Here is an 18,414-nt window from a genome sequence, read left to right as displayed (position 1 = left end):
CACGCCAGTTCACCACACCATGAAGATCTCAAACACGCTCTGAGCCCGTCGAACAGGGGCGTCGGTCTGGTCGAGGAATGCAAGCCCTGCCTCCCTACCAGCAACCGCGACCACCACCCGCGCCACCGTGACCGCCCTCCGCACCCGGCTAAACGCCGTCGCGGGTCTGCCGGACCGTTACCAGTGGGCCGTCGCGGACCGTGCGCCTGACCAGCCCCAGCTCCATGAAATCCTGCAGGCGCTCGTTGAGGATGCGGTCGCCGATGCCCGGCTCGCGAGAAGCAGTCCGGTTCGGTCGACGGCCGGGCGACTCACCGGCCGTCCACGGCCAGCCGGAGCCCGAGGGCCACGAGAACTGTGCCGCTGACCGCGTCGAGCCGGCGGCGCACGGCGGAGCGGCGGAACCAGCCGCTCGCCCGACCGACCAGGGCGGCCAAGGTCAGGTACAGGACGATCTCGATCGCCACCTGGAGCAGGGCCAGCAGCGCGGTCGTGGCGAACAGTGGCCAGCCACCCGGCACGAACTGCGGGTAGAACGCGATCATGAACGCGGCGGCCTTCGGGTTCGCGAGCATGACCATCACCCCCTCACCGAACGCCCGCGCGGAACCCCGCGTGGGGCCGGTCGGCGGCTCGACGGGGTTCCGGGAGCCGCGCCAGGCCGACCGCCACGCTCGTAGCCCCAGGTACAGCAGGAACCCCGCGCCGACGACGCGCAGTACGAGGAACGCGACCCCGGACGCGGCGACCAGCGCCGCCAGCCCGGCCGCAGCGAACAACGCCCACAGGTACAGGCCGACCTCCAGCCCCAGCACCGTCGGCCTGGCGCCCGCGAACCCTCGAACGGCGGCACGGCGCAGGATCAGCGCCATCGCCGGGCCGGGCGACGCCGAGATCAGGACGACCGCGAGGACGAACGCGGGCAGCAGGGCGACCAGCTCCATGCCCACCATCCTTCCGCGCGGTCAGGCTGGAGGCGCCCGATTTCGTCCGCGTCGCGGCACGGCCGTGAACGCCGGCACAGGTCGACCTGCTCGCCCAGCGCAGCGCGGGGTCAGTCGCGGTGAGCCAGCCGACGCGCAGACCCGGTGCCCGGCGGCCGGTCTCCCGGTCAGGCCGGCGAACGCCCCAGCCCGTCCACCTCCGGGACGCCGAGGTCGCCGAGGAGGGCCACGGCGCGATCGTGGTGCCGGCGCGCGTCGGCCTGCTCGTCCAGCGCCCGGTGGGCGTGGCCGAGGCCGGTGTGGGCGCGGGCCTGCTGGTCACGCACCCCGATGTCGACGGCGATGTCGAGCGCGGCGGTGTGGTGGGTGAGGGCCTCCCGGTGGCGGCCGGCCAGGTGGTCGGCCTCCCCGAGGCCGTTCCGGGCCCACGCCTCGCCGTCCCGCTCGCCGGTCTCGCGGAACAGCGCCAGGGCCTCCCGGTGGTGCTCGGCGGCGACGTCCGGGTCGCCCCGACGGGTGTGCAGGGTGCCCTGGCAGTCGAGCGTCCAGCCTTCCCCGGCTCGGTCACCGAGCCGCCGGTACAGGGCGAGGGCCCGGCACAGGTGCTCGCCCGCCTCGTCGTGGCGCCCGAGCCGCGTCGCCATGGCCCCGAGGATGTGCAGGATGCTTGCCTCGCTCCCCCGGTCGGCCGTCCCGCAGGCCAGGGCGAGGGCCTGCCGGAGGTGCCGGTCGGCCGGACCGTCGCGGCGGAGTCGCTGTTCGACGTTGCCCACGCCGCCCAGCGTCCGGGTCTCCCCGGCCCGGTCCCCCACCTCGCGGAACAACGCCAGCGCCTGCTCGAGGTGGCGCAGGGCCGCCTCGTAGCGGCCCAGCCGCTCCTCGACGTGGCCCAGGTTGGTCAGCGTCCTGGCCTCGCCGACCCGGTTGCCCGCCCGGCGGAACAGCTCGCCGGCCTCGGCGAAGTACTCGGCGGCGAGCCCGTAGAGCCCCAGCTGGATGTGGGTGCCGCCAAGGCTGTTCACCGTCTCGGCCTCACCGCTCAGGTCGTCGGTGGCGTGCGCGGCCGCCCGGGCGTGGCGGTGGATCGCCAGGCCGAACAGGGGGTGGCCGCCGGCGGCGTAGCGGAACAGGGTCATCGAGAGCCGGACGCTGCGCTCGGCCCAGCCGTGGGTCGCGGCGTGGGCGACGACGGCCGTCAGACAGGGGCGTTCGGCGTCCAGCCAGGCGCGGGCGGCATCGGGTTCGGCCACGGGCGGGGCGGGGGTGCGGGCGGCCGGAACGGGGGGCCGCCGGTGTGCCTCGGCGGGGTAGAGCGAGCTCATCGCGGCACCCGCGGTGGAGAGGTAGTAGTCGAGCAGCCGCTCCACCGCGGCACGCCGGTCCTCGGCGGCGACACCGGCCGAGGCCAGCTCGAGGGCGTAGGCCCGGAGCAGGTCGTGCATGCCGTACCGACCGGGACGGACCAGGTGGACGAGGTGCGCCCGGGCGAGTAGGGCGAGCGTGCCGTGTGCCCGGTCGAGGCCGGCGTCGGTCAGGGCGGCCACGGCGTGCACGTCGACGTCGGGACCGGGATGCAGGCCCAGCAACCGGAAGGTCTCCGCCGCGTCGGTGGGGAGGTGGCGGATCGACCAGGAGAACACCGAGCGCACCGCAGCCCGCTGGTCGTCCCCGGCGTCAAGCAGCGTCAGGCGGCGCTGCTGGTCGGCCAGCTCCGCGACCAGCGCGCGCAGGGACGCCCCGGAGCGCGCGGCGACGAGCTCCGCGGCGATCCGCAGGGCGAGCGGCAGCCGCGCGCACTGGTGGACGAGCTCGGCGGCGGCGTCGGGTTCGGCGTCGACCGCGGGGCCGACCAGCCGGCGCAGCAGGGTGACCGCGTCCGGCTCGGGCAGCAGGTCCAGGTCGAGCCGACGCGCGCCGTGGACGACGACGAGGCCGCCCAGGCTGTCCCGGCTGGTGACCACGACCGCGCAGGAGGGTGTGCCGGGCAGCAGCGGGCGGACCTGGTCGACCGTGGACGCGTTGTCCAGCACGACCAGCATCCGCCGGTCGGCGACCTCCGTGCGGTAGCGCGCGGCGCGCTCGTCAGCGTCGAGCGGGACCTCCGGACCGGCGAGTCCCAGGGCCGTGAGGAACCGCGCCAGCACGTCGGTCGCGGCGACCGGCTGGTCCGGGTCGTAGCCGCGCAGGTCGGCATAGAGCTGGCCGTCCGGGAACCGGTCGCGGACCTGGTGGGCCCAGTGCACCGCGAGCGCGGTCTTGCCGATGCCGGCCGTGCCGGTGATCACCGCCGCGGCTCCCGGAGCCGTGGCCAGCCGTTCGGTCAGCAGGCGCAGGTTCTCCGCGCGGCCGGTGAAGTCCGGGATGTCCGCGGGCAGCTGCGCGGGCGCCGGGCGCCGGCGCTCTCCCCCGGGAGCGCCCCGGTCCTCGAGCGCCAGGCCGAGGAAGCTGTCCCGCTCGGCGGCACCGAGGTCGAAGACGTCGGCGAGCAGGCGCACCGTCCCCGCGCGCGGGCGCTCGATCCGCCCGGTCTCGATGCCGCGGACCGTCCGCACGCTCACACCCGTCCTGGCCGCGACCTCCTCCTGGGTCAGGCCCAGCCGACGACGACAGGCCCGCACCGTCTCCCCGAACACACCGCGCCCCCGAACCAGCCGAACCACGGCCCATATTGCCGGTCAGCTGCCGCTCCGTTTCCTGGTTCCCCATCCCTCGCCACGAAATCGTAATGGGGTCCGACCGGACGTCGTCGAGGAGATGAGGACGGGCAATGCGCAGCATTCTCGCATTCGTCGCGGTATCCGCCTGGCTCTCGGTGGGATTCCTCCCGCCCCGGCCGCGAAGGCGTCGGCGGCAGCGGGGAAGCCGACCCCGCCGACGGCGCGGTCGACGTCGGAAGAGGGATAAACGAGCGGATGTCCGGGGGCCGGCGTACGAATTCGTACGCCGGCCGCTTCATGCTCCGGTGGGGAGATGTCATGGGCCGTGAGGGGGTGGCTACCCTGGGCGCGCACATCGGCGCCGACGTGGGGTGAGGGGGAAGCTGACGGATGTCTCGGCTTCCTCAGCCGCCGGGGGTGGATGTGCTCCGGGAACTGCTGCGGCCCGACGAGGACATCGTCGCGGTGCACTCGGGGACCCGGCTGGTGCGGGTGTTCGCGGCCGGCGGGCGGCACCAGCAGCGGTGGAACACCTTCCGGACCACCGGCCCGCTCCCCCACGCCCGGTTCGACCCGCAGCCCCCCGGGGGTGGGAAGAGCGCCGGTCAGGGCGTGCTGTACTTCGGGCTCACCGTCCGGACCAGCGTCGCCGAGGTGTTCCAGCAGACCTCGGTCGTCGACCGGAGCACGCGTCGCCCGCACCTGGTCGTCTTCCAGCCCCGGCGGACGCTGCGGCTGCTCGACCTGACCGGGCTCTGGCCGACCAGGGCCGGAGCCTCACAGGAGATCAGCTCCGGTCCCAAGGACGTCACCCAGGCCTGGGCCCGCGCCATCCGCGCGGCCTTCCCCGACCTGGACGGGCTCTGGTACCGCTCCTCGATGGACGCGGGCGACCCGGCCGTGTGCCTCTGGGACCCGCCGGCCGCCTCCGCACTGCCCGAGCGGCCGGACATCCTGCTCCCGCTGGACTACCCGGGCCTGGACCTGCCGCTGGCCCGGGTCTGCGAGTCCCTCAACTACACGCTGCTGTAGCTACTGCTGTAGCTACTGCCGCCGCTCGGCCGGCTCCCGCGGCTCGTCGGCAGCGGGGTTGGCCTCGGGGTCGGCCGGAGCACCCAGGGTGGTCGGGGTGCCGTGGGGTGCCGGGGCACCGCCGGTGGCGACCGTCTCGCGGCGGCCGTCCTTGCGGGTCTTCAGCAGGCTCGCCACCGCGGTGATCACCAGCACGCCGATGATCACCGAGAGGGACAGCTCGATGCCCACCGTCGGCACGTTCAGCGGCTGGCCGCCGTTGATGAACGGCAGCGCGTTGGTGTGCAGGGCCTCCAGGATCATCTTCACACCGATGAAGCCGAGGATGACCGCCAGCCCGATCGACAGGTACACCAGGCGCCGGAGCAGGCCACCGAGCAGGAAGTACAGCTGCCGCAGGCCCATAAGGGCGAACGCGTTGGCCGCGAAGACCAGGAACGGCTCCTTGGTCAGCCCGAAGATCGCCGGGATCGAGTCCACGGCGAACATCAGGTCGGCCGAACCGATCGCGATCATCACGATGAACATCGGGGTCGCGAAGCGCTTGCCGTTGATCCTCGTGAAGGTCTTGCCGTCGTGGTACTCGTCGGTGACCGGGAAGAGCTTGCGGGCCCACTTGGTGACCCGGTTCTCCTCGTAGTCCTCCTCGCCCTCCTTGCCCAGGTTCGACTTGGAGAGCTTGACCGCGGTGTAGACGAGGAACGCGCCGAACACGTAGAACACCCAGCTGAACTGGGAGATGGCGGCCGCACCGACGGCGATGAAGATGCCGCGCAGCACCAGCGCGAGCACGATGCCCACGAGCAGGACCTTGTGCTGGTGGATCACCGGCACCGAGAACGCCGACATGATCACCAGGAAGATGAACAGGTTGTCCACCGAGAGTGAGTACTCGGTGATGTAGCCCGCGAAGTACTCGCCCGCGAACGTCCCACCGCTGAAGATCCAGATACCGATGCCGAACAGCACCGCACAGGCGATGTAGAAGGTGACCCACCGCGCGGCCTCGCCGACCGTCACCTCGTGGGGTTTGCGGTCGACGACCACGAGGTCGATGGCGAGCAACACGATGAGTCCCGCCACTGTGGCGAGCCAGATCCATACGGGCACGTTCATATACTGACCCTCCGGTCCAACGGCACTACGACCGGAGGTCTCTCCCGCCAGCACAGGGCTGACCGCCGGCGCCGGGACCCACAACCCACGATCCGTGTTGACGACGTCGACGCGAAGGAATACTCCCCTCCACAACTTCCTTATTGTCGCGTGCCGGCTCCCGACACACCAGCCCAGCGATGTTGTCCTAGCTCACATTCGGGAGCAACCGGACGAATGGGGCCGATCGGGCGGGCTCTCAGCTACTCTCAGGAACGCTCGCATACGGTTTCTGACGTGCCCCGAATCTCTCGACCGCTCCAGCGATGGCTCCTGGTCGGACTAGCCGTCGCCGTCGCCGCCGCTGGCGGCGTGGTCTGGCTGTCCAGCGGTGACGACCCAGCCGAGGTGCGCACGAGGGAACAGACCCTCGACGGCGCCGCCCCCGGCATCCGACTCGACACGACGCTCTACCTGCCCGAGGAGACCCCCGCGCCGGCGATCATCGTCGCCCACGGGTTCGGCGGCAGCAAGGCCAGCGTGGACGGCGACGCCCGCGAGCTCGCCGGCCGCGGGTTCGTCGTGCTCGCCTACTCGGCGCGCGGCTTCGGCGCCAGCTCCGGGCAGATCGCGCTGAACTCGCTCGACGCCGAGGTCGCCGACGCGAGCGAGCTGGTCAGCTGGCTGGCCGAGCGGCCCGAGGTGGTCACCGACGACGAGGACGACCCGAAGGTCGGCGTCACCGGCGGCTCCTACGGCGGCGCGCTCTCGCTGCTGCTCGCCGGCACCGACGACCGGGTGGACGCGCTCGTCCCGACGATCACCTACAACGACCTGAGCCAGGCCCTGCTGCCGAACTCGGCGACGACCGGTGCGACGGCCTCGACCCCGGCTGCCAACGCCTACGCCCCGGAAGGGGTGTTCAAACGCTCCTGGGCCGGCATCTTCTTCGCCGCCGGTGTGGGCGGGGCAGGCCTGGCCGACCCGAGCACCGACGCCGTCGAGGCCGGCAGCGAGGACGACGACGCCGACGCGCCCACCAACGCCGGCGGCACGCCGACCGAGCCGCCGGCCGGAGGGCCCGACACCGGTGGCGGCGCGGCACCTGGCGGAACCGCCTCCGGCGACCCGTGCGGCCGGTTCCGCCAGGACTTCTGCGCCGCGTACAACGAGGTGGCCACGACCGGACGGGCCAGCGAGGCGACCGTCCAGCTGCTGCGGTCGGTCTCGCCGGTCTCGGTCGCCGACCGGATCACCGCGCCGACCATGCTCGTCCAGGGCGAGCAGGACACGCTGTTCGGCCTGGACCAGTCCGACGCCACGGCCCGGCAGATCGCCGAGGCCGGCGGCAAGGTCAAGGTCGTCTGGTACACCGGCGGGCACGACGGCGGCCGCCCCGGCCCCGAACTGCGCGGCGCGATGGCCGACTGGTTCGACTTCCACCTGCGCGGCCGCGGGGAGGACCCGGGCACCGGCTTCCAGTACGACGTGCAGGGGGCGCTGCGGGTGCAGGGCGCGCCCTCGGTGCGCACGGTCGCGACCGACACCTATCCCGGTCTTGAGAATGGGACCGACACCGAGCGGCGCCAGGTCCGGGTCTACGGGCCGGAGCAGACCATCATCAACCCGCCCGGCGGCAACCCCGCCTCGGTGAGCAGCCTGCCCGGGCTGGGCTCGATCATCGGCAGCTCCTCCCGGCTCGCCGGGCGGGTGGCGATCGACCTCCCGGGGCAGGCGGCACGGTTCTCCAGCCGGCCGCTGACCAACCAGCTGCTGATCGCCGGGGCCGCCACCGTGCGGCTGCGGGTGTCCTCGCTGCCCGGCGTGCCGGCTCCCGACGGCGCGGTGCTGTTCGCGAAGCTCTACGACGTCGGCCAGGACGGGTCGCGGCTGCTGCCCGGCTCGGCGGTCTCGCCGCTGCGCGTCCCGACGCTCCCGGCCGACGGAAGTCCGGTCGAGGTCACGGTGACGCTGCCGGCGATCGTGCGTCCGATCGAGACCGACCGTCGGGTGGAGCTGGTGGTCAGCACGACCGACCAGGCCTACGCCACCCCCACCGAGGCCGCGGCCTACCGGGTCTCGCTGGTGGAGGACGGGGCGCTGGCGGTGCCGGTCGTCGCGGGCACCCGTTCCGGCGGCGGCCTCCCGAGCGGCCCGCTGGTCGGGATCGCGATCGTGCTCGGCGTGTGCGTGCTGGCCGCGATCTGGGGCGCGCTGCGCCGCCGCCGGGCCGACGACCACGACCCGGCGCTGGACGACGTGCCGCTGGTGATCGAGAACCTGTCGAAGTCCTACCCGGGCGGCGTGAAGGCCGTCGACGACCTCTCCTTCCGGGTCGAGCCGGGACAGGTGCTCGGGCTGCTCGGCCCGAACGGCGCCGGCAAGACCACGACCCTGCGCATGCTGATGGGCCTGATCACGCCGACCGGCGGCTCGATGCGGGTGTTCGGCCACCGGGTGCACTCCGGCGCGCCGGTGCTGTCTCGGATCGGCTCGTTCGTCGAGGGCGCCGGGTTCCTGCCGCACCTGTCCGGGCGAGCGAACCTGGAGCTGTACTGGGCGGCGACCGGACGTCCGGCCGACCGGGCGCACTTCACCGAGGCGTTGGAGATCGCCGGTCTCGGCGGAGCCGTCGACCGGCGGGTGAAGACCTACAGCCAGGGAATGCGCCAGCGGCTCGCGATCGCGCAGGCCATGCTCGGACTGCCGGACCTGCTCGTCCTCGACGAGCCGACCAACGGGCTGGACCCGCCTCAGATCCACCAGATGCGCGAGGTGCTGCGGCGCTACGCGGCGGCCGGGCGCACCGTGCTGGTGTCCTCGCACCTGCTGGCCGAGGTCGAGCAGACCTGTGACCACGTGGTGGTGATGCACCAGGGCCGGCTCGTGGCTTCGGGTCCGGTGGAGGCGATCGTCGGCGGCGCCAGCGAGGCGACGTTCCGGGTCGACCGTCCCACCGACGCCGCCGAGGTGCTGCGTGACGCGGAGGGTGTCGAGGGCGTGGTCGTGGAGGGCCCGCTGGTGCACGCGGACCTCAACGGCATGCCCCGCGCCGAGGCGCTGGCGACCCTGGTCCGGGCCGGGGTGGCCGTCGAGCAGGCCGGCCCACGCCGGCGGCTCGAGGACGCCTTCCTACAGCTCGTCGGAGAGGAGTCCCGGTCATGAGCGGCTCGGACGATGGCGTGAGCACCGTACATACCGATCCGGCGGCGCTGGATCAGCTCACCGAGGTGGCGGCGCACGAGCACAGCGAGGTCGCCCCGGACGGGTCGGTCGTCGGGTACAAGGCGCGGCGGACGCTGGGGCTGCGGGTGGAGCTGACGCGCCAGCTGCGGCGCCGGCGGGTGCAGTTCGTGTTCGGGTTCCTGCTGCTGCTGCCGTGGATCCTGTGGGTGGCGTTCGAGTTCGGCAGCGACGGCGACGGGCAGCGGTCGGGCGGGTTCGTGGACCTGGCGACGGCGAGCGGGTCGAACTTCGTGGTGTTCGTGCTGTTCGCGGTGACCAGCTTCGCACTGCCGATGGTGGTGGCGCTGTTCTTCGGCGACACGATCGCCAGCGAGGCGTCCTGGTCGAGCCTGAAGTACCTGTTGGCGATGCCGATCCCCCGCCACCGGCTGATGCGCCAGAAGGCTGTGGCGTCGGCACTGCTGTCGCTGCTGGCGATCATCCTGCTGCCGGCGATGGCGCTGCTGGTGGGCGTGATCTTCTACGGCGCGGGCGAGGCGGTGAGCCCCACCGGCGACGCCATCTCGTTCGACCAGGCGATGCTGGCGCTGCTGTTCACCGTGATCTACCTGGCGATCCACCTGATCTGGGTGGCCGGGGTGGCGCTGTTCCTCACGGTGTCGACGGACGCGCCGCTCGGGGCCGTCGGCGGGACGGTGCTGGTGATGATCCTGTCGCAGATCCTGGACCAGATCACCGCGTTGGAGGGGCTGCGCAACTACCTGCCCACCCACTACGCCATCGCCTGGTCCGACCTGATCTCGACCGACATCGACTGGTCCAACATGGCCGCCGGCGCGTTCTCGGCGGTGATGTACGGGGCGGTGTTCGGGCTGCTGGCCGCCCGGCGGTTCCGGACCAAGGACATCACGTCCTAGGTGTTTCGGCGGGTGCCCCGGTCAGCTCCGGGGCACCCGCTCGACCTCGCTCTCCCTCGTCCGCGGCTCACCGTCGGTTTCCGCGGTCCAGGCGAGGCGCTCGGTGAGCACGCTCGGGTCGCTCTCCAGCCGCTCGCGGTCGCCGGTGGGGACGAAACCGTGCCGGGTGAACAGGCGGCGGGCCGGCTCGTTGCCGTCCGCGACCCGCAGCTCGATCCGGTCCCGGCCGGTCTCCCGCACCCAGGCGAGCACATCGCTCACCAACGCGTCGCCCACCCCGCGGCCGCGATGCGCCGGGTGCACCCACGCCGCGACGAGCATGGGCACCGCCGCGCCCGCCGGGGTGAACACGGCCATGGCACCGGCCGGCTCGGTCCCGTCGAGCGCGACAGCCGTCATGGACCCCGCGGCGGACAGGCGTTCCCGCCACACCGACTCGTCGAACGCCTGCTCGTGTTCCAGTGTGGAGCCGTAGGCGTATGGCGCGTCGGCGAGCGCGGCCAGGCGGATCTCCCGCCACAGCCGCCACTCGTCCGGCGTCAGCCGTCGAACCTGGATCATGGCCATACCGTAGGAACGGCCCACCACACCGGCAACCGAGTTCCCCGCGACGCCTCAGCGACTCTGGCGCCGGTGCAGGTAGTCGCCGACCACGGCGGCGCCGAGGCCGTCGAGGTCGGGGTTGACGACGCGGCCGCCGCTGCGGCGGGCGATCAGCTTGACGAACTCCTCCAGTTTCGGGTCCTCGCCGAGCATGAACACCGAGACCGACGCGCCCAGCTTTGCCAGGGCGTCCACCTCGGCCACCGTCTTGCGCAGCGTCGCCGGCTGGGGCGGGTAGCTGAACCGTGCCTCGCCGTCGCGTTCCAGGTGGGCGGTGGGCTCGCCGTCGGTGACCACGAGCACCACCGGGTGGGCGTCGGGGTGGCGGCGTAGGTGGCGGCCGGCCAGCAGCAGGGCGTGGTGCAGGTTCGTGCCCTGCTCCCACACACCCTCCAGCCCCACCAGCTCGCCCAGCTCCACGGTCTTCGCATGGCGGCCGAAGGTGACCAGCTGGAGCGCGTCGGTGCGGAAGCGGGTGCTGACCAGCTGGTGCAGGGCCAGCGCCGTGCGCTTCATCGGCACCCAGCGGCCGTCCTGCACCATCGACCACGATGTGTCCACGCACAGCGCCACCGCGGCCCTGGCGCGCTGCTCGGTCTCGGTGACCTCCACGTCCACCACGTCGAGGGACACCGGGCCGGTCGCGGCGCCGCGCAGGACGGCGTTGCGGACCGTCCGCGGCACGTCCCACGGCTCGGTGTCGCCGAACTGCCAGGGGCGGGTCGCGCCGGTCGGCTCGCCGGCGGCACCGGTCACCCGGGAGTCGCGGCGGCCCTGGCGGCGGGCGGCGTTGACCACGTCCTTGAGCGCGGTCTGGCCGAGGCGGCGCAGGGCCTTGGGCGAGAGGCGCAGCGAGCCGTCCGGCGCCCGTTCGAGCAGGCCCTGCTCGCGCAGCTCACGTTCCAGTTCGGACAGACGACGCGCGTCGACCGAGGCGTCCTCGTCCAGCTGGCGCTCCAGCGCCTCGAGGTCGATGTCCTCCAGCCGCGCGCCCGGGTAGGACTGGGCGAGCTGCTCGGCCAGTGCGTCGATCTCGGCGAGGTCCGCCATGGCCTGCGCACCCTCGCCCAGACCCATCGGCTGGTTGCCGCGGAAGCGGGCCGAGCCGGTCCAGTCCTCCCCCGGCCGCAGCGCGCGCAGGTTCGCGTCCAGCGAGGCGATCTGCTCGACCAGCTTCGGGTCGCCGAAGGCGTTGCCCATCAGCTCGGCCAGCTCCGCCCGCTGCCGCTCCGACATCGAGTTCATCATCCGCTGGGCCGCCGCCGCGCGCTGGGCCAGCGCGTCGACCAGCTCCTCGGTGTTGCGCGGGTTCTCCGGGAAGAAGTCGCCGTGCCTGCGCATGAACTGGGCGAACTTCGCGCTGGTGTCCTCGCCGCGCAGGTGCGAGAGCAGCAGGTCGTTCAGGTCCGCCATCATCGCGCGGATCCGCTCGGTGTCCTCGGGCCGCATGTTCTGCAGGGCGTCCTTCATGCCCTGGAACCGCGACTCCATCAGCTCCTGGCCGAGCAGGTCCTGGATCTGCCGGTAGGACTCGCGGGCCTGCTCGGACCGCCAGTCGTACTCGGCCAGCTCGCGGACGGCCGCCGCGGTCCCCGAGGGCAGCGCGTCGAGCTGCGCCTCGCGGAACCGGGCGTCGTCGTCGGGGTCGGGGAACAGCTCCGCCTTCTCCGCCCGCAGCGCCTCGTCCAGCAGCTCCCGCACCCGTTGCAGCGTGCCGTCCAGGTTGTGGCGGCGCTGGAGCTGCGACCGGCGCTGCCACAGCCTGCGGCTGAGCTCGTCGAGGCCGGAGGTGTTGGCCGTGCCGCGGCGCAGCAGCTCCTCCAGAGCCGACCGGGGCGAACGGCCGTCCATCACGTCCCGGCCGATCGCGTCGAGGGCCTCGCGCAGGTCGACCGGCGGAGCGAGCGGATCCGGCCCGTCGTGCCACGGGCCGTAGCTGAACCTGCTCACGGGCCGTACACCGTGGTCCCGTCGGGGCCCTCGCTGGAGTCCTTGGCCAGCCGCCGCCGCAGGTAGAGCGACTCCAGGGCCAGCTCCACGGCCGCCGCGATCCGCCCGGGCGGGTCGGTCGGCGTGACGTCGAGCCGCGCGGCGACCTCGTGCAGCACCGGCAGCTCCGGCAGCGCGGCGAGCACCTCGCTGCCCGGCACCCGCTCGCCGGTGGCCACCAGGTGGCCGTCCACGACCGCGTCCACCAGCGGGCGCAGGTCCAGGCCGGCGAACTTGTCCTTGGCGGTCTCGGCCACCGCCCGGCGCAGCAGGTGCACCAGGTGCTCGATCTCCCGGCCCTCCTCGCCGGACTCGAACTCCAGCTTGCCGCGCAGCACCGAGGGCACGGCCTCCAGGTCGATCGGCCGCGCGATCGCCGGCTCCTCGCCGATCAGGGCGGAACGCCGCAGCGCGGCCGCCGACACCGTCTCCGCGGCGGCCACGGCGAAGCGCGCGGACACCCCGGAGCGCTGGTCGATCGCCGAGGACTCGCGCAGGTTGCGGACGAACCGGGCGATGACCTCCAGCAGCGGCTCGCCCACCTCGGCGAGCAGCTCGGCCTCCTGCTTGATCACGTCGACCTCGGCGGCCACCGTGAGCGGGTAGTGGGTGACCACCTCGGCGCCGAACCGGTCCTTGAGCGGGGTGATGATCCGCCCGCGGTTGGTGTAGTCCTCGGGGTTGGACGTGGCCACCAGCAGCACGTCCAGCGGCAGGCGCAGCGTGTAGCCGCGGACCTGGATGTCCCGCTCCTCCATCACGTTCAGCAGCGCCACCTGGATCCGCTCGGCCAGGTCGGGCAGTTCGTTGACCGCGACAATGCCCCGGTGCGCCCGGGGGACGAGTCCGAAGTGGATCGTCTCCGGGTCGCCCAGCGTGCGGCCCTGCGCCACCTTCACCGGGTCGACGTCGCCGATCAGGTCGCCGACGGAGGTGTCCGGGGTCGCCAGCTTCTCCGCGTACCGCTCGGAGCGGTGCCGCCAGGCCACCGGCAGGTCCTCGCCCAGCTCCGCGGCCCGGCGGCGGGACTCGGGGGTGATCGGGTCCAGCGGGTGCTCGCCCAGCTCGGCGCCCTCGATGACCGGGGTCCACTCGTCCAGCAGGCCGGTGATCGTGCGCAGCAGCCTGGTCTTGCCCTGGCCCCGCTCGCCCAGCAGCACCACGTCGTGCCCGGCCAGCAACGCCCGCTCCAGCTGGGGCAGCACGGTCCGGTCGAAGCCGACGATGCCGGGCCACGGGTTGCGCCCCTCGCGCAGCGCCGCGAGCAGGTTCTCGCGTATCTCGGTCTTGACGCCGCGCGGGACGTGGCCGGCCGCGCGCAGCTCCCCCGCCGTCCGCGGGAGGTTCTCAGGTCCTGTCACCTTCTCGACGCTACGCAAGATCTGACCGGCGGTCGACGTGGAGCGGCTCCAGGGCCGTAGGGTCGGCACGCGGCGACTGGTGGGGACGAGGAGCGGGGTGGGGATGGTCGAGGAGCGGCTCGAGCTGCGGTGGGACCCGCGGGCGGCGGACTGGAGCGACGCGCTGCGCGCGGTGACCCCGCTGTACCGCTGGTCGCCGTGGTTCGCGGTGGTGCTCGCCGCGTTCGGGGTCGTGCTGCTGGTGCTCGGCGAGCCGGTGCCCGCGATCTTCGGCCTGATCTGCGCGGCGGTCATCGCGGCGATGCCGCTGCTCGGGGTGTACTCCTCGTTCCACCGCAACCCGGTCGCCTCGGCGACCGTCACCGCGACCGCCGACGAGCAATCGCTGCGGATGATGACCGTCGACGGGACGGCCTTCAGCGACCTGCGCTGGGCGACGCTGTCCGGGTGGCTGGAGACCCGCCGCTGCTTCGTGCTGCGCACCGGCGGGTCGAGCGCGCTGTTCCCGGTGCCGCTGCGCGCCTTCGGCGAGGCCGCCGAGCTGGACCGGTTCCGGGAGCTGCTCGGCCGTCAGCTGGGGCCGGAGAACCGGAGGTAGATCACCCCACCGGAGAGCGGGTGGCGTCCGTGGTCGCGTAATCTTCTGCCCGTGTCATCCCCCAGCGCGACAATGGCGGTGTGGTCCTCGGCGTGGTTGAGCGGCGCCGCTGCCGCCGACGATGTGCTCGACGCCCTGCGGGACTGGGCCGAGGCGCACGAGGTGGTCGCCGCGGACGAGCGGCTGGCGACCTCGCTCGAGATTCCCGAACGCGGCGAGGCCGGCACCGGCCACGCCACCCTGCTGGCGGCACTGCGACGGGCCGGCGTCAACGGTGCGCAGCTCGTGATGCCGGTTCCCGGTGACGTGCGCGGCCTCGGCGGGCCGAGCCAGTTCGGCACCGAGGCGCTGAAAGCGGGCGAGGCCGTCGTGTTCGACGGGCTCGGCATCGTGCCCGAGCACGTCGGGCGGACCGACAGCGGGATCCTGCGCTGGACCGTGTTCGAGGTGCCGCAGCCCATCCCGCCGGTGACCGTGCCGCTCGGCGAGGCCGAGCACGAGCTGACCGGCGCCATGCGGGTCGCCGCCGGCATCCTGATCGAGCTCGGCGTGGCCAAGAAGCGGGCCGGCGTGCGCGAGGAACTGCAGGCCAGGATCGCCGAGCGGACCAAGAGCAGCTGGCCGGCCGGGATGCCGCAGCGGGCACTGCGGGTGTTGCAGCGCGCCGCAGAGGTCGCGGCGATCCTGGAGCTGGCGATGGAGGACGAGCCGGGCGGCGCGCTGTCCGCCTCGGCCGCGCACAAGCGGGCCGAGGCACTGCGCCCGCTGTTCCACGCCGTGCGGACGGCCAGGTGCGCCGCCGTGGCGGACGCGGTTCGCGCACTCGCCGACCACGCCGGGCGCGTCTGAGCCAGACGGGTCCGAGCCAGACGTGTCCGAGCCACCGTGCTGATCGAGAAGCGGGTGCGGCAGGGCATCCGCGACGGCCCGATCACCGTGATGTTCCGGCGGTGGCGCCGCCGGCAGGTCAGCGCGGGCAACGTCTACCGGACCTCTGCCGGGCGGATCGTGGTCGACTCGGTCGAGGTGGTGGCACCGGCCGAGATCACCCTCGCCGACGCTCGGGCCGCCGGGTACCCGTCGGTGGCGGAGGCCGTCGCGGACCTGCACGGGTCGGCCGAGGACCCGGTCTACCTGCTGCGCCTGCATCCCTGTGACCAGCCCGACCCGCGCGAGGAGCTGGCCTCGGCCGCCGACCTGTCCGTGGCCGAGGTCGAGGAGATCACCCGGCGGCTGGACCGGCTGGACCGGGCCGCCGCCGCGCCCTGGACCCGGCAGACCCTGGAGATCGTCGCGCGCCGCCCGGCCGTGCGCGCGGCCGACCTCGCCGAGGAGCTCGGCCGCGAGACCCTGCCGTTCAAGGCCGACGTCCGCAAGCTCAAGAACCTCGGCCTGACGCTGAGCCTCGAGGTCGGGTACCGGCTGTCCCCGCGCGGCGAGGCCTACCTGGGGCGCTGACGGGCCGGTTCGCAGCAGAGGGTGGCGCAGGGGGCGCCGTTGACGGTGCAGCCGGCGGCGGGGAAGTCGGAGAGCCTGCGGGCCGGCACGCCGGACAGGTGCTCGGAGACCAGCTCGACGACCAGGTCGGCGAACCGCGGGTCGCCGCTGGGGCAGGCGGCCCGGGCGAAGCCCATGCCCAGCTTCGCCGCCCGCTCGGCGGCCTCGGTGTCCAGGTCCCAGACCACCTCGAGGTGGTCGCTGACGAAGCCCACCGGGCACACCACGACGGCCGGCACACCCTTGCCGGCGAGGATGTCGAGGTGGTCGACGATGTCCGGCTCGAGCCAGGGCACCTGGGGCGGGCCCGACCGGGACTGCCAGACCACGTCGTACTCCCGCACCCCCACCGACTCGGCGACCAGCCGGGACGCCTCGGCAACCTGGCCGGAGTAGCGCCCCCCGCCCTCCGCGGGCGGCCCGGAGGCGAGATCGGCCGAGACCGGCACCGAGTGGGCGGTGAACACCAGCCGGTAGTCCGCGAGGTCGCGCGCGGCGGCGCGCACCGCGTCGGCGAACGCGCCGACGAACAACGGGTGGTCGAAGAAATGCCGCAGCTTCACCAGGTCCGGCGCCCCGTCGCCGACAGCCGCCCGCGCGCGCTCGATGTCCTCGTCGTACTGCCGGCAGGCCGAGTAGCCGCCGTAGGCGCTGGTGGGAAACACCAGCGCCCGGCGCACCCCGTCGGCCGCCATCTGCGCCAGCGTGTCCTCGACCATCGGGTGCCAGTTGCGGTTGCCGAAGTACACCGGCAGGTCGATGCCCTGCCGCCCCAGCGCGTCCTCGGTGGCCTGGATGGCCGCCCGGTTGAGGCGGTTGATCGGCGACACCCCGCCGAAGGACTGGTAGTGGTGCTCGACCTCGTCCAGCCGTTCGGGCGGGACACCCCGGCCGCGGGTCACGTTCTCCAGGAACGGACGTACGTCCTCGGGGCTCTCCGGCCCGCCGAAGGACAACCAGAGCAGGGCGTCCACTAGAGCCCCAACGCGTGTACGCCGCCGTCGACCATGATCATGGATCCGGTCGTGGCGGGCAGCCAGTCGGACAGCACGGCACAGATCGACCTGGCGACCGGCGTGGCGTCCTCGGCGTTCCAGCCCAGCGGAGCGCGCTCGTCCCAGCCGCCCTCCAGCTCACCGAAGCCGGGGATGGACTTGGCGGCCATCGTCTTGACCGGTCCGGCCGAGACCAGGTTCACCCGGATCCCCCGCGGGCCGAGCTCCCGCGCGAGGTACCGGTTCACCGACTCCAGCGCCGCCTTCGCCACTCCCATCCAGTTGTAGGCCGGCCAGGCCACCCGGGCGTCGAAGTCCATGCCGACGACCGAGGCACCGGAGGAGAGCAGCGGCAGCGCGGCCACCGTTAGCGACTTGAACGAGTAAGCCGACACCTCGACCGCCACCGAGACGTCCTCGCGGGGCGCGTCGAGGAACGGCGCGCCGAGGCAGCTCTGCGGGGCGAACCCGATCGCGTGCAGCACGCCGTCGAGGCCGTCGACGTGCTCGCGGACGCGGTCGGCGAGCGAGTCGAGCTGCTCGTTGTTCTGCACGTCCAGCTCGATGACCGGAGCGGGCTGGGGCAGCCGGTTGGCGATGCGCTCCACCAGGCTCAGCCGGCCGAAGCCGGTGAGCACGACGGTCGCCCCCTGTTCCTGGGCGACCTTCGCCGCGTGGAACGCGATGGAGGCGTCGGTGATCACCCCGGTGATGAGCAGGCGTTTGCCCTCGAGCAGACCGGTCACGTGCGTCCCTCCTGTGTGCCTGGCGATGCGCCGCCCATCCTGTCAGGTTCGCTCAGTGACCCATCCCCAACCCGCCGTCCACCGGCAGCACCGCTCCGGTGATGTAGCCGGCCAGGTCGGAGGCGAGGAAGGTGACCGCGGCGGCGATCTCCTCGGTGCGGCCGTAGCGGCCGGCCGGGACCTGGTTGAGGATGACCTCGCGCCGCTCGTCGGAGACGGCGTCGGTCATGTCGGTGCTCACGAAGCCGGGAGCCACGACGTTCGCCGTGATGTTGCGGTTGCCCATCTCGCGCACGATCGAGCGGGCGACGCCGATCAGCCCGGCCTTGCTGGCCGCGTAGTTGATCTGCCCCGGACCGCCGGTGTGGCCGACGATGGACGAGATGAAGATCATCCGGCCCCACCGCGCCTTGAGCATCCCCCGGCAGGCACGCTTCGCGACCCGGTAGGAGCCCGTCAGGTTCGTGTCCACGACGCTCGTGAACTGCTCCTCGGTCATCCTCATGAGCAGCGTGTCGTCTGTGATACCGGCATTGGCGACCAGGACCTCCACCGCGCCCTGGTGCTCCTCCACCTCCTTGAACGCGGCGTCGATCTGACCGACGTCGGTCACGTCGCAGCGCACGCCGAACAGCCCCTCCGGCGGCGGCTTGCCGCGGTAGGTCACCGCGACCTGGTCTCCTTGTGCGGCGAAGGCCTGGGCGATCGAGAGCCCGATCCCCCGGTTACCCCCCGTCACCAGCACTGAACGTCCCACACCCAACTCCTCATACGGCCGATACTTGCGAACGCAA

The 18,414-nt window shown here is 73.0% G+C and carries 15 protein-coding genes; 6 read left to right on the top strand and 9 right to left on the bottom strand.

Annotation, left to right across the window (positions count from 1 at the left end; translation table 11 throughout):
- Positions 1-311 precede the first annotated feature (311 nt).
- Complete coding sequence (locus BU204_RS23945) at positions 312-944, bottom strand: LysE family translocator (protein WP_075127979.1); 633 nt, start codon at positions 942-944, stop codon at positions 312-314.
- Between the two features lie 167 nt (positions 945-1,111).
- Entirely contained in the window at positions 1,112-3,604 is a 2,493-nt protein-coding gene (locus tag BU204_RS23940; RefSeq protein WP_075127978.1) for an ATP-binding protein, read from the bottom strand.
- A 387-nt stretch (positions 3,605-3,991) separates the two neighbouring features.
- On the opposite strand from BU204_RS23940, the gene BU204_RS23935 reads away from it, so the two are divergent.
- Positions 3,992-4,633, top strand: coding sequence for an RES family NAD+ phosphorylase (locus BU204_RS23935; RefSeq protein ID WP_075127977.1), 642 nt, complete (start codon positions 3,992-3,994; stop codon positions 4,631-4,633).
- Positions 4,634-4,645: 12 nt separating this feature from the next.
- Here the strand turns inward: BU204_RS23935 and BU204_RS23930 are convergent, their stop codons facing one another.
- A complete protein-coding gene (locus BU204_RS23930; protein ID WP_075127976.1) occupies positions 4,646-5,749 on the bottom strand; it encodes a TerC family protein in 1,104 nt (367 codons plus the stop codon).
- Between the two features lie 216 nt (positions 5,750-5,965).
- On the opposite strand from BU204_RS23930, the gene BU204_RS23925 reads away from it, so the two are divergent.
- A complete protein-coding gene (locus BU204_RS23925) occupies positions 5,966-8,893 on the top strand; it encodes an alpha/beta fold hydrolase (RefSeq protein ID WP_075127975.1) in 2,928 nt (975 codons plus the stop codon).
- A complete protein-coding gene (locus tag BU204_RS23920; protein WP_075127974.1) occupies positions 8,890-9,831 on the top strand; it encodes an ABC transporter permease in 942 nt (313 codons plus the stop codon). The genes BU204_RS23925 and BU204_RS23920 overlap by 4 nt, the downstream gene beginning before the upstream one ends.
- 21 nt (positions 9,832-9,852) lie before the next feature.
- Here BU204_RS23920 and BU204_RS23915 read toward each other — a convergent pair whose 3' ends face one another.
- Genes BU204_RS23915 through BU204_RS23905 form a run of 3 tightly spaced genes read right to left on the bottom strand, consistent with a single transcriptional unit; the run spans position 9,853 to position 13,784 of the window.
- The gene (locus tag BU204_RS23915) at positions 9,853-10,392 is read right to left on the bottom strand and encodes a GNAT family N-acetyltransferase (RefSeq protein WP_158073504.1); all 540 of its coding nucleotides are present in this window, start codon (positions 10,390-10,392) and stop codon (positions 9,853-9,855) included.
- 54 nt (positions 10,393-10,446) lie between these two features.
- On the bottom strand, positions 10,447-12,384 hold the full coding sequence (locus BU204_RS23910; protein WP_075127972.1) for a vWA domain-containing protein: 1,938 nt from the start codon (positions 12,382-12,384) through the stop codon (positions 10,447-10,449).
- Positions 12,381-13,784, bottom strand: coding sequence for a sigma 54-interacting transcriptional regulator (locus BU204_RS23905; RefSeq protein ID WP_075127971.1), 1,404 nt, complete (start codon positions 13,782-13,784; stop codon positions 12,381-12,383). Before BU204_RS23905 ends, BU204_RS23910 begins: the two co-directional genes overlap by 4 nt.
- 103 nt (positions 13,785-13,887) lie before the next feature.
- On the opposite strand from BU204_RS23905, the gene BU204_RS23900 reads away from it, so the two are divergent.
- Genes BU204_RS23900 through BU204_RS23890 form a run of 3 tightly spaced genes read left to right on the top strand, consistent with a single transcriptional unit; the run spans position 13,888 to position 15,840 of the window.
- Entirely contained in the window at positions 13,888-14,382 is a 495-nt protein-coding gene (locus BU204_RS23900; RefSeq protein WP_075127970.1) for a YcxB family protein, read from the top strand.
- A gap of 51 nt (positions 14,383-14,433) precedes the next feature.
- Entirely contained in the window at positions 14,434-15,231 is a 798-nt protein-coding gene (locus BU204_RS23895) for a hypothetical protein (protein WP_143229680.1), read from the top strand.
- 36 nt (positions 15,232-15,267) lie between these two features.
- Positions 15,268-15,840, top strand: coding sequence for an ASCH domain-containing protein (locus tag BU204_RS23890; protein ID WP_075127968.1), 573 nt, complete (start codon positions 15,268-15,270; stop codon positions 15,838-15,840).
- On the opposite strand, the gene BU204_RS23885 is transcribed toward BU204_RS23890, so the two are convergent.
- From BU204_RS23885 to fabG, 3 genes are read right to left on the bottom strand one after another with little or no spacing between them, the layout of a single operon-like run.
- Positions 15,825-16,853 (bottom strand): ferrochelatase, encoded by a 1,029-nt coding sequence (locus tag BU204_RS23885; RefSeq protein WP_075127967.1) that lies wholly within the window; start codon positions 16,851-16,853, stop codon positions 15,825-15,827. The two genes, BU204_RS23890 and BU204_RS23885, sit on opposite strands and share 16 nt — an antisense overlap.
- Positions 16,853-17,620 (bottom strand): enoyl-ACP reductase FabI, encoded by a 768-nt coding sequence (gene fabI / locus BU204_RS23880; RefSeq protein ID WP_075127966.1) that lies wholly within the window; start codon positions 17,618-17,620, stop codon positions 16,853-16,855. Before fabI ends, BU204_RS23885 begins: the two co-directional genes overlap by 1 nt.
- A gap of 52 nt (positions 17,621-17,672) precedes the next feature.
- The gene (gene fabG / locus BU204_RS23875) at positions 17,673-18,377 is read right to left on the bottom strand and encodes a beta-ketoacyl-ACP reductase (RefSeq protein ID WP_075127965.1); all 705 of its coding nucleotides are present in this window, start codon (positions 18,375-18,377) and stop codon (positions 17,673-17,675) included.
- Between the last annotated feature and the right edge of the window lie 37 nt (positions 18,378-18,414).

Origin of the sequence: Actinophytocola xanthii (assembly GCF_001921205.1) — a bacterium.
Classification (GTDB): Bacteria; Actinomycetota; Actinomycetes; order Mycobacteriales; family Pseudonocardiaceae; genus Actinophytocola; species Actinophytocola xanthii.
The sequence above is the reverse complement of the archived record's forward strand: the minus strand, read 5'-3'. Positions and strand labels throughout refer to the sequence as shown.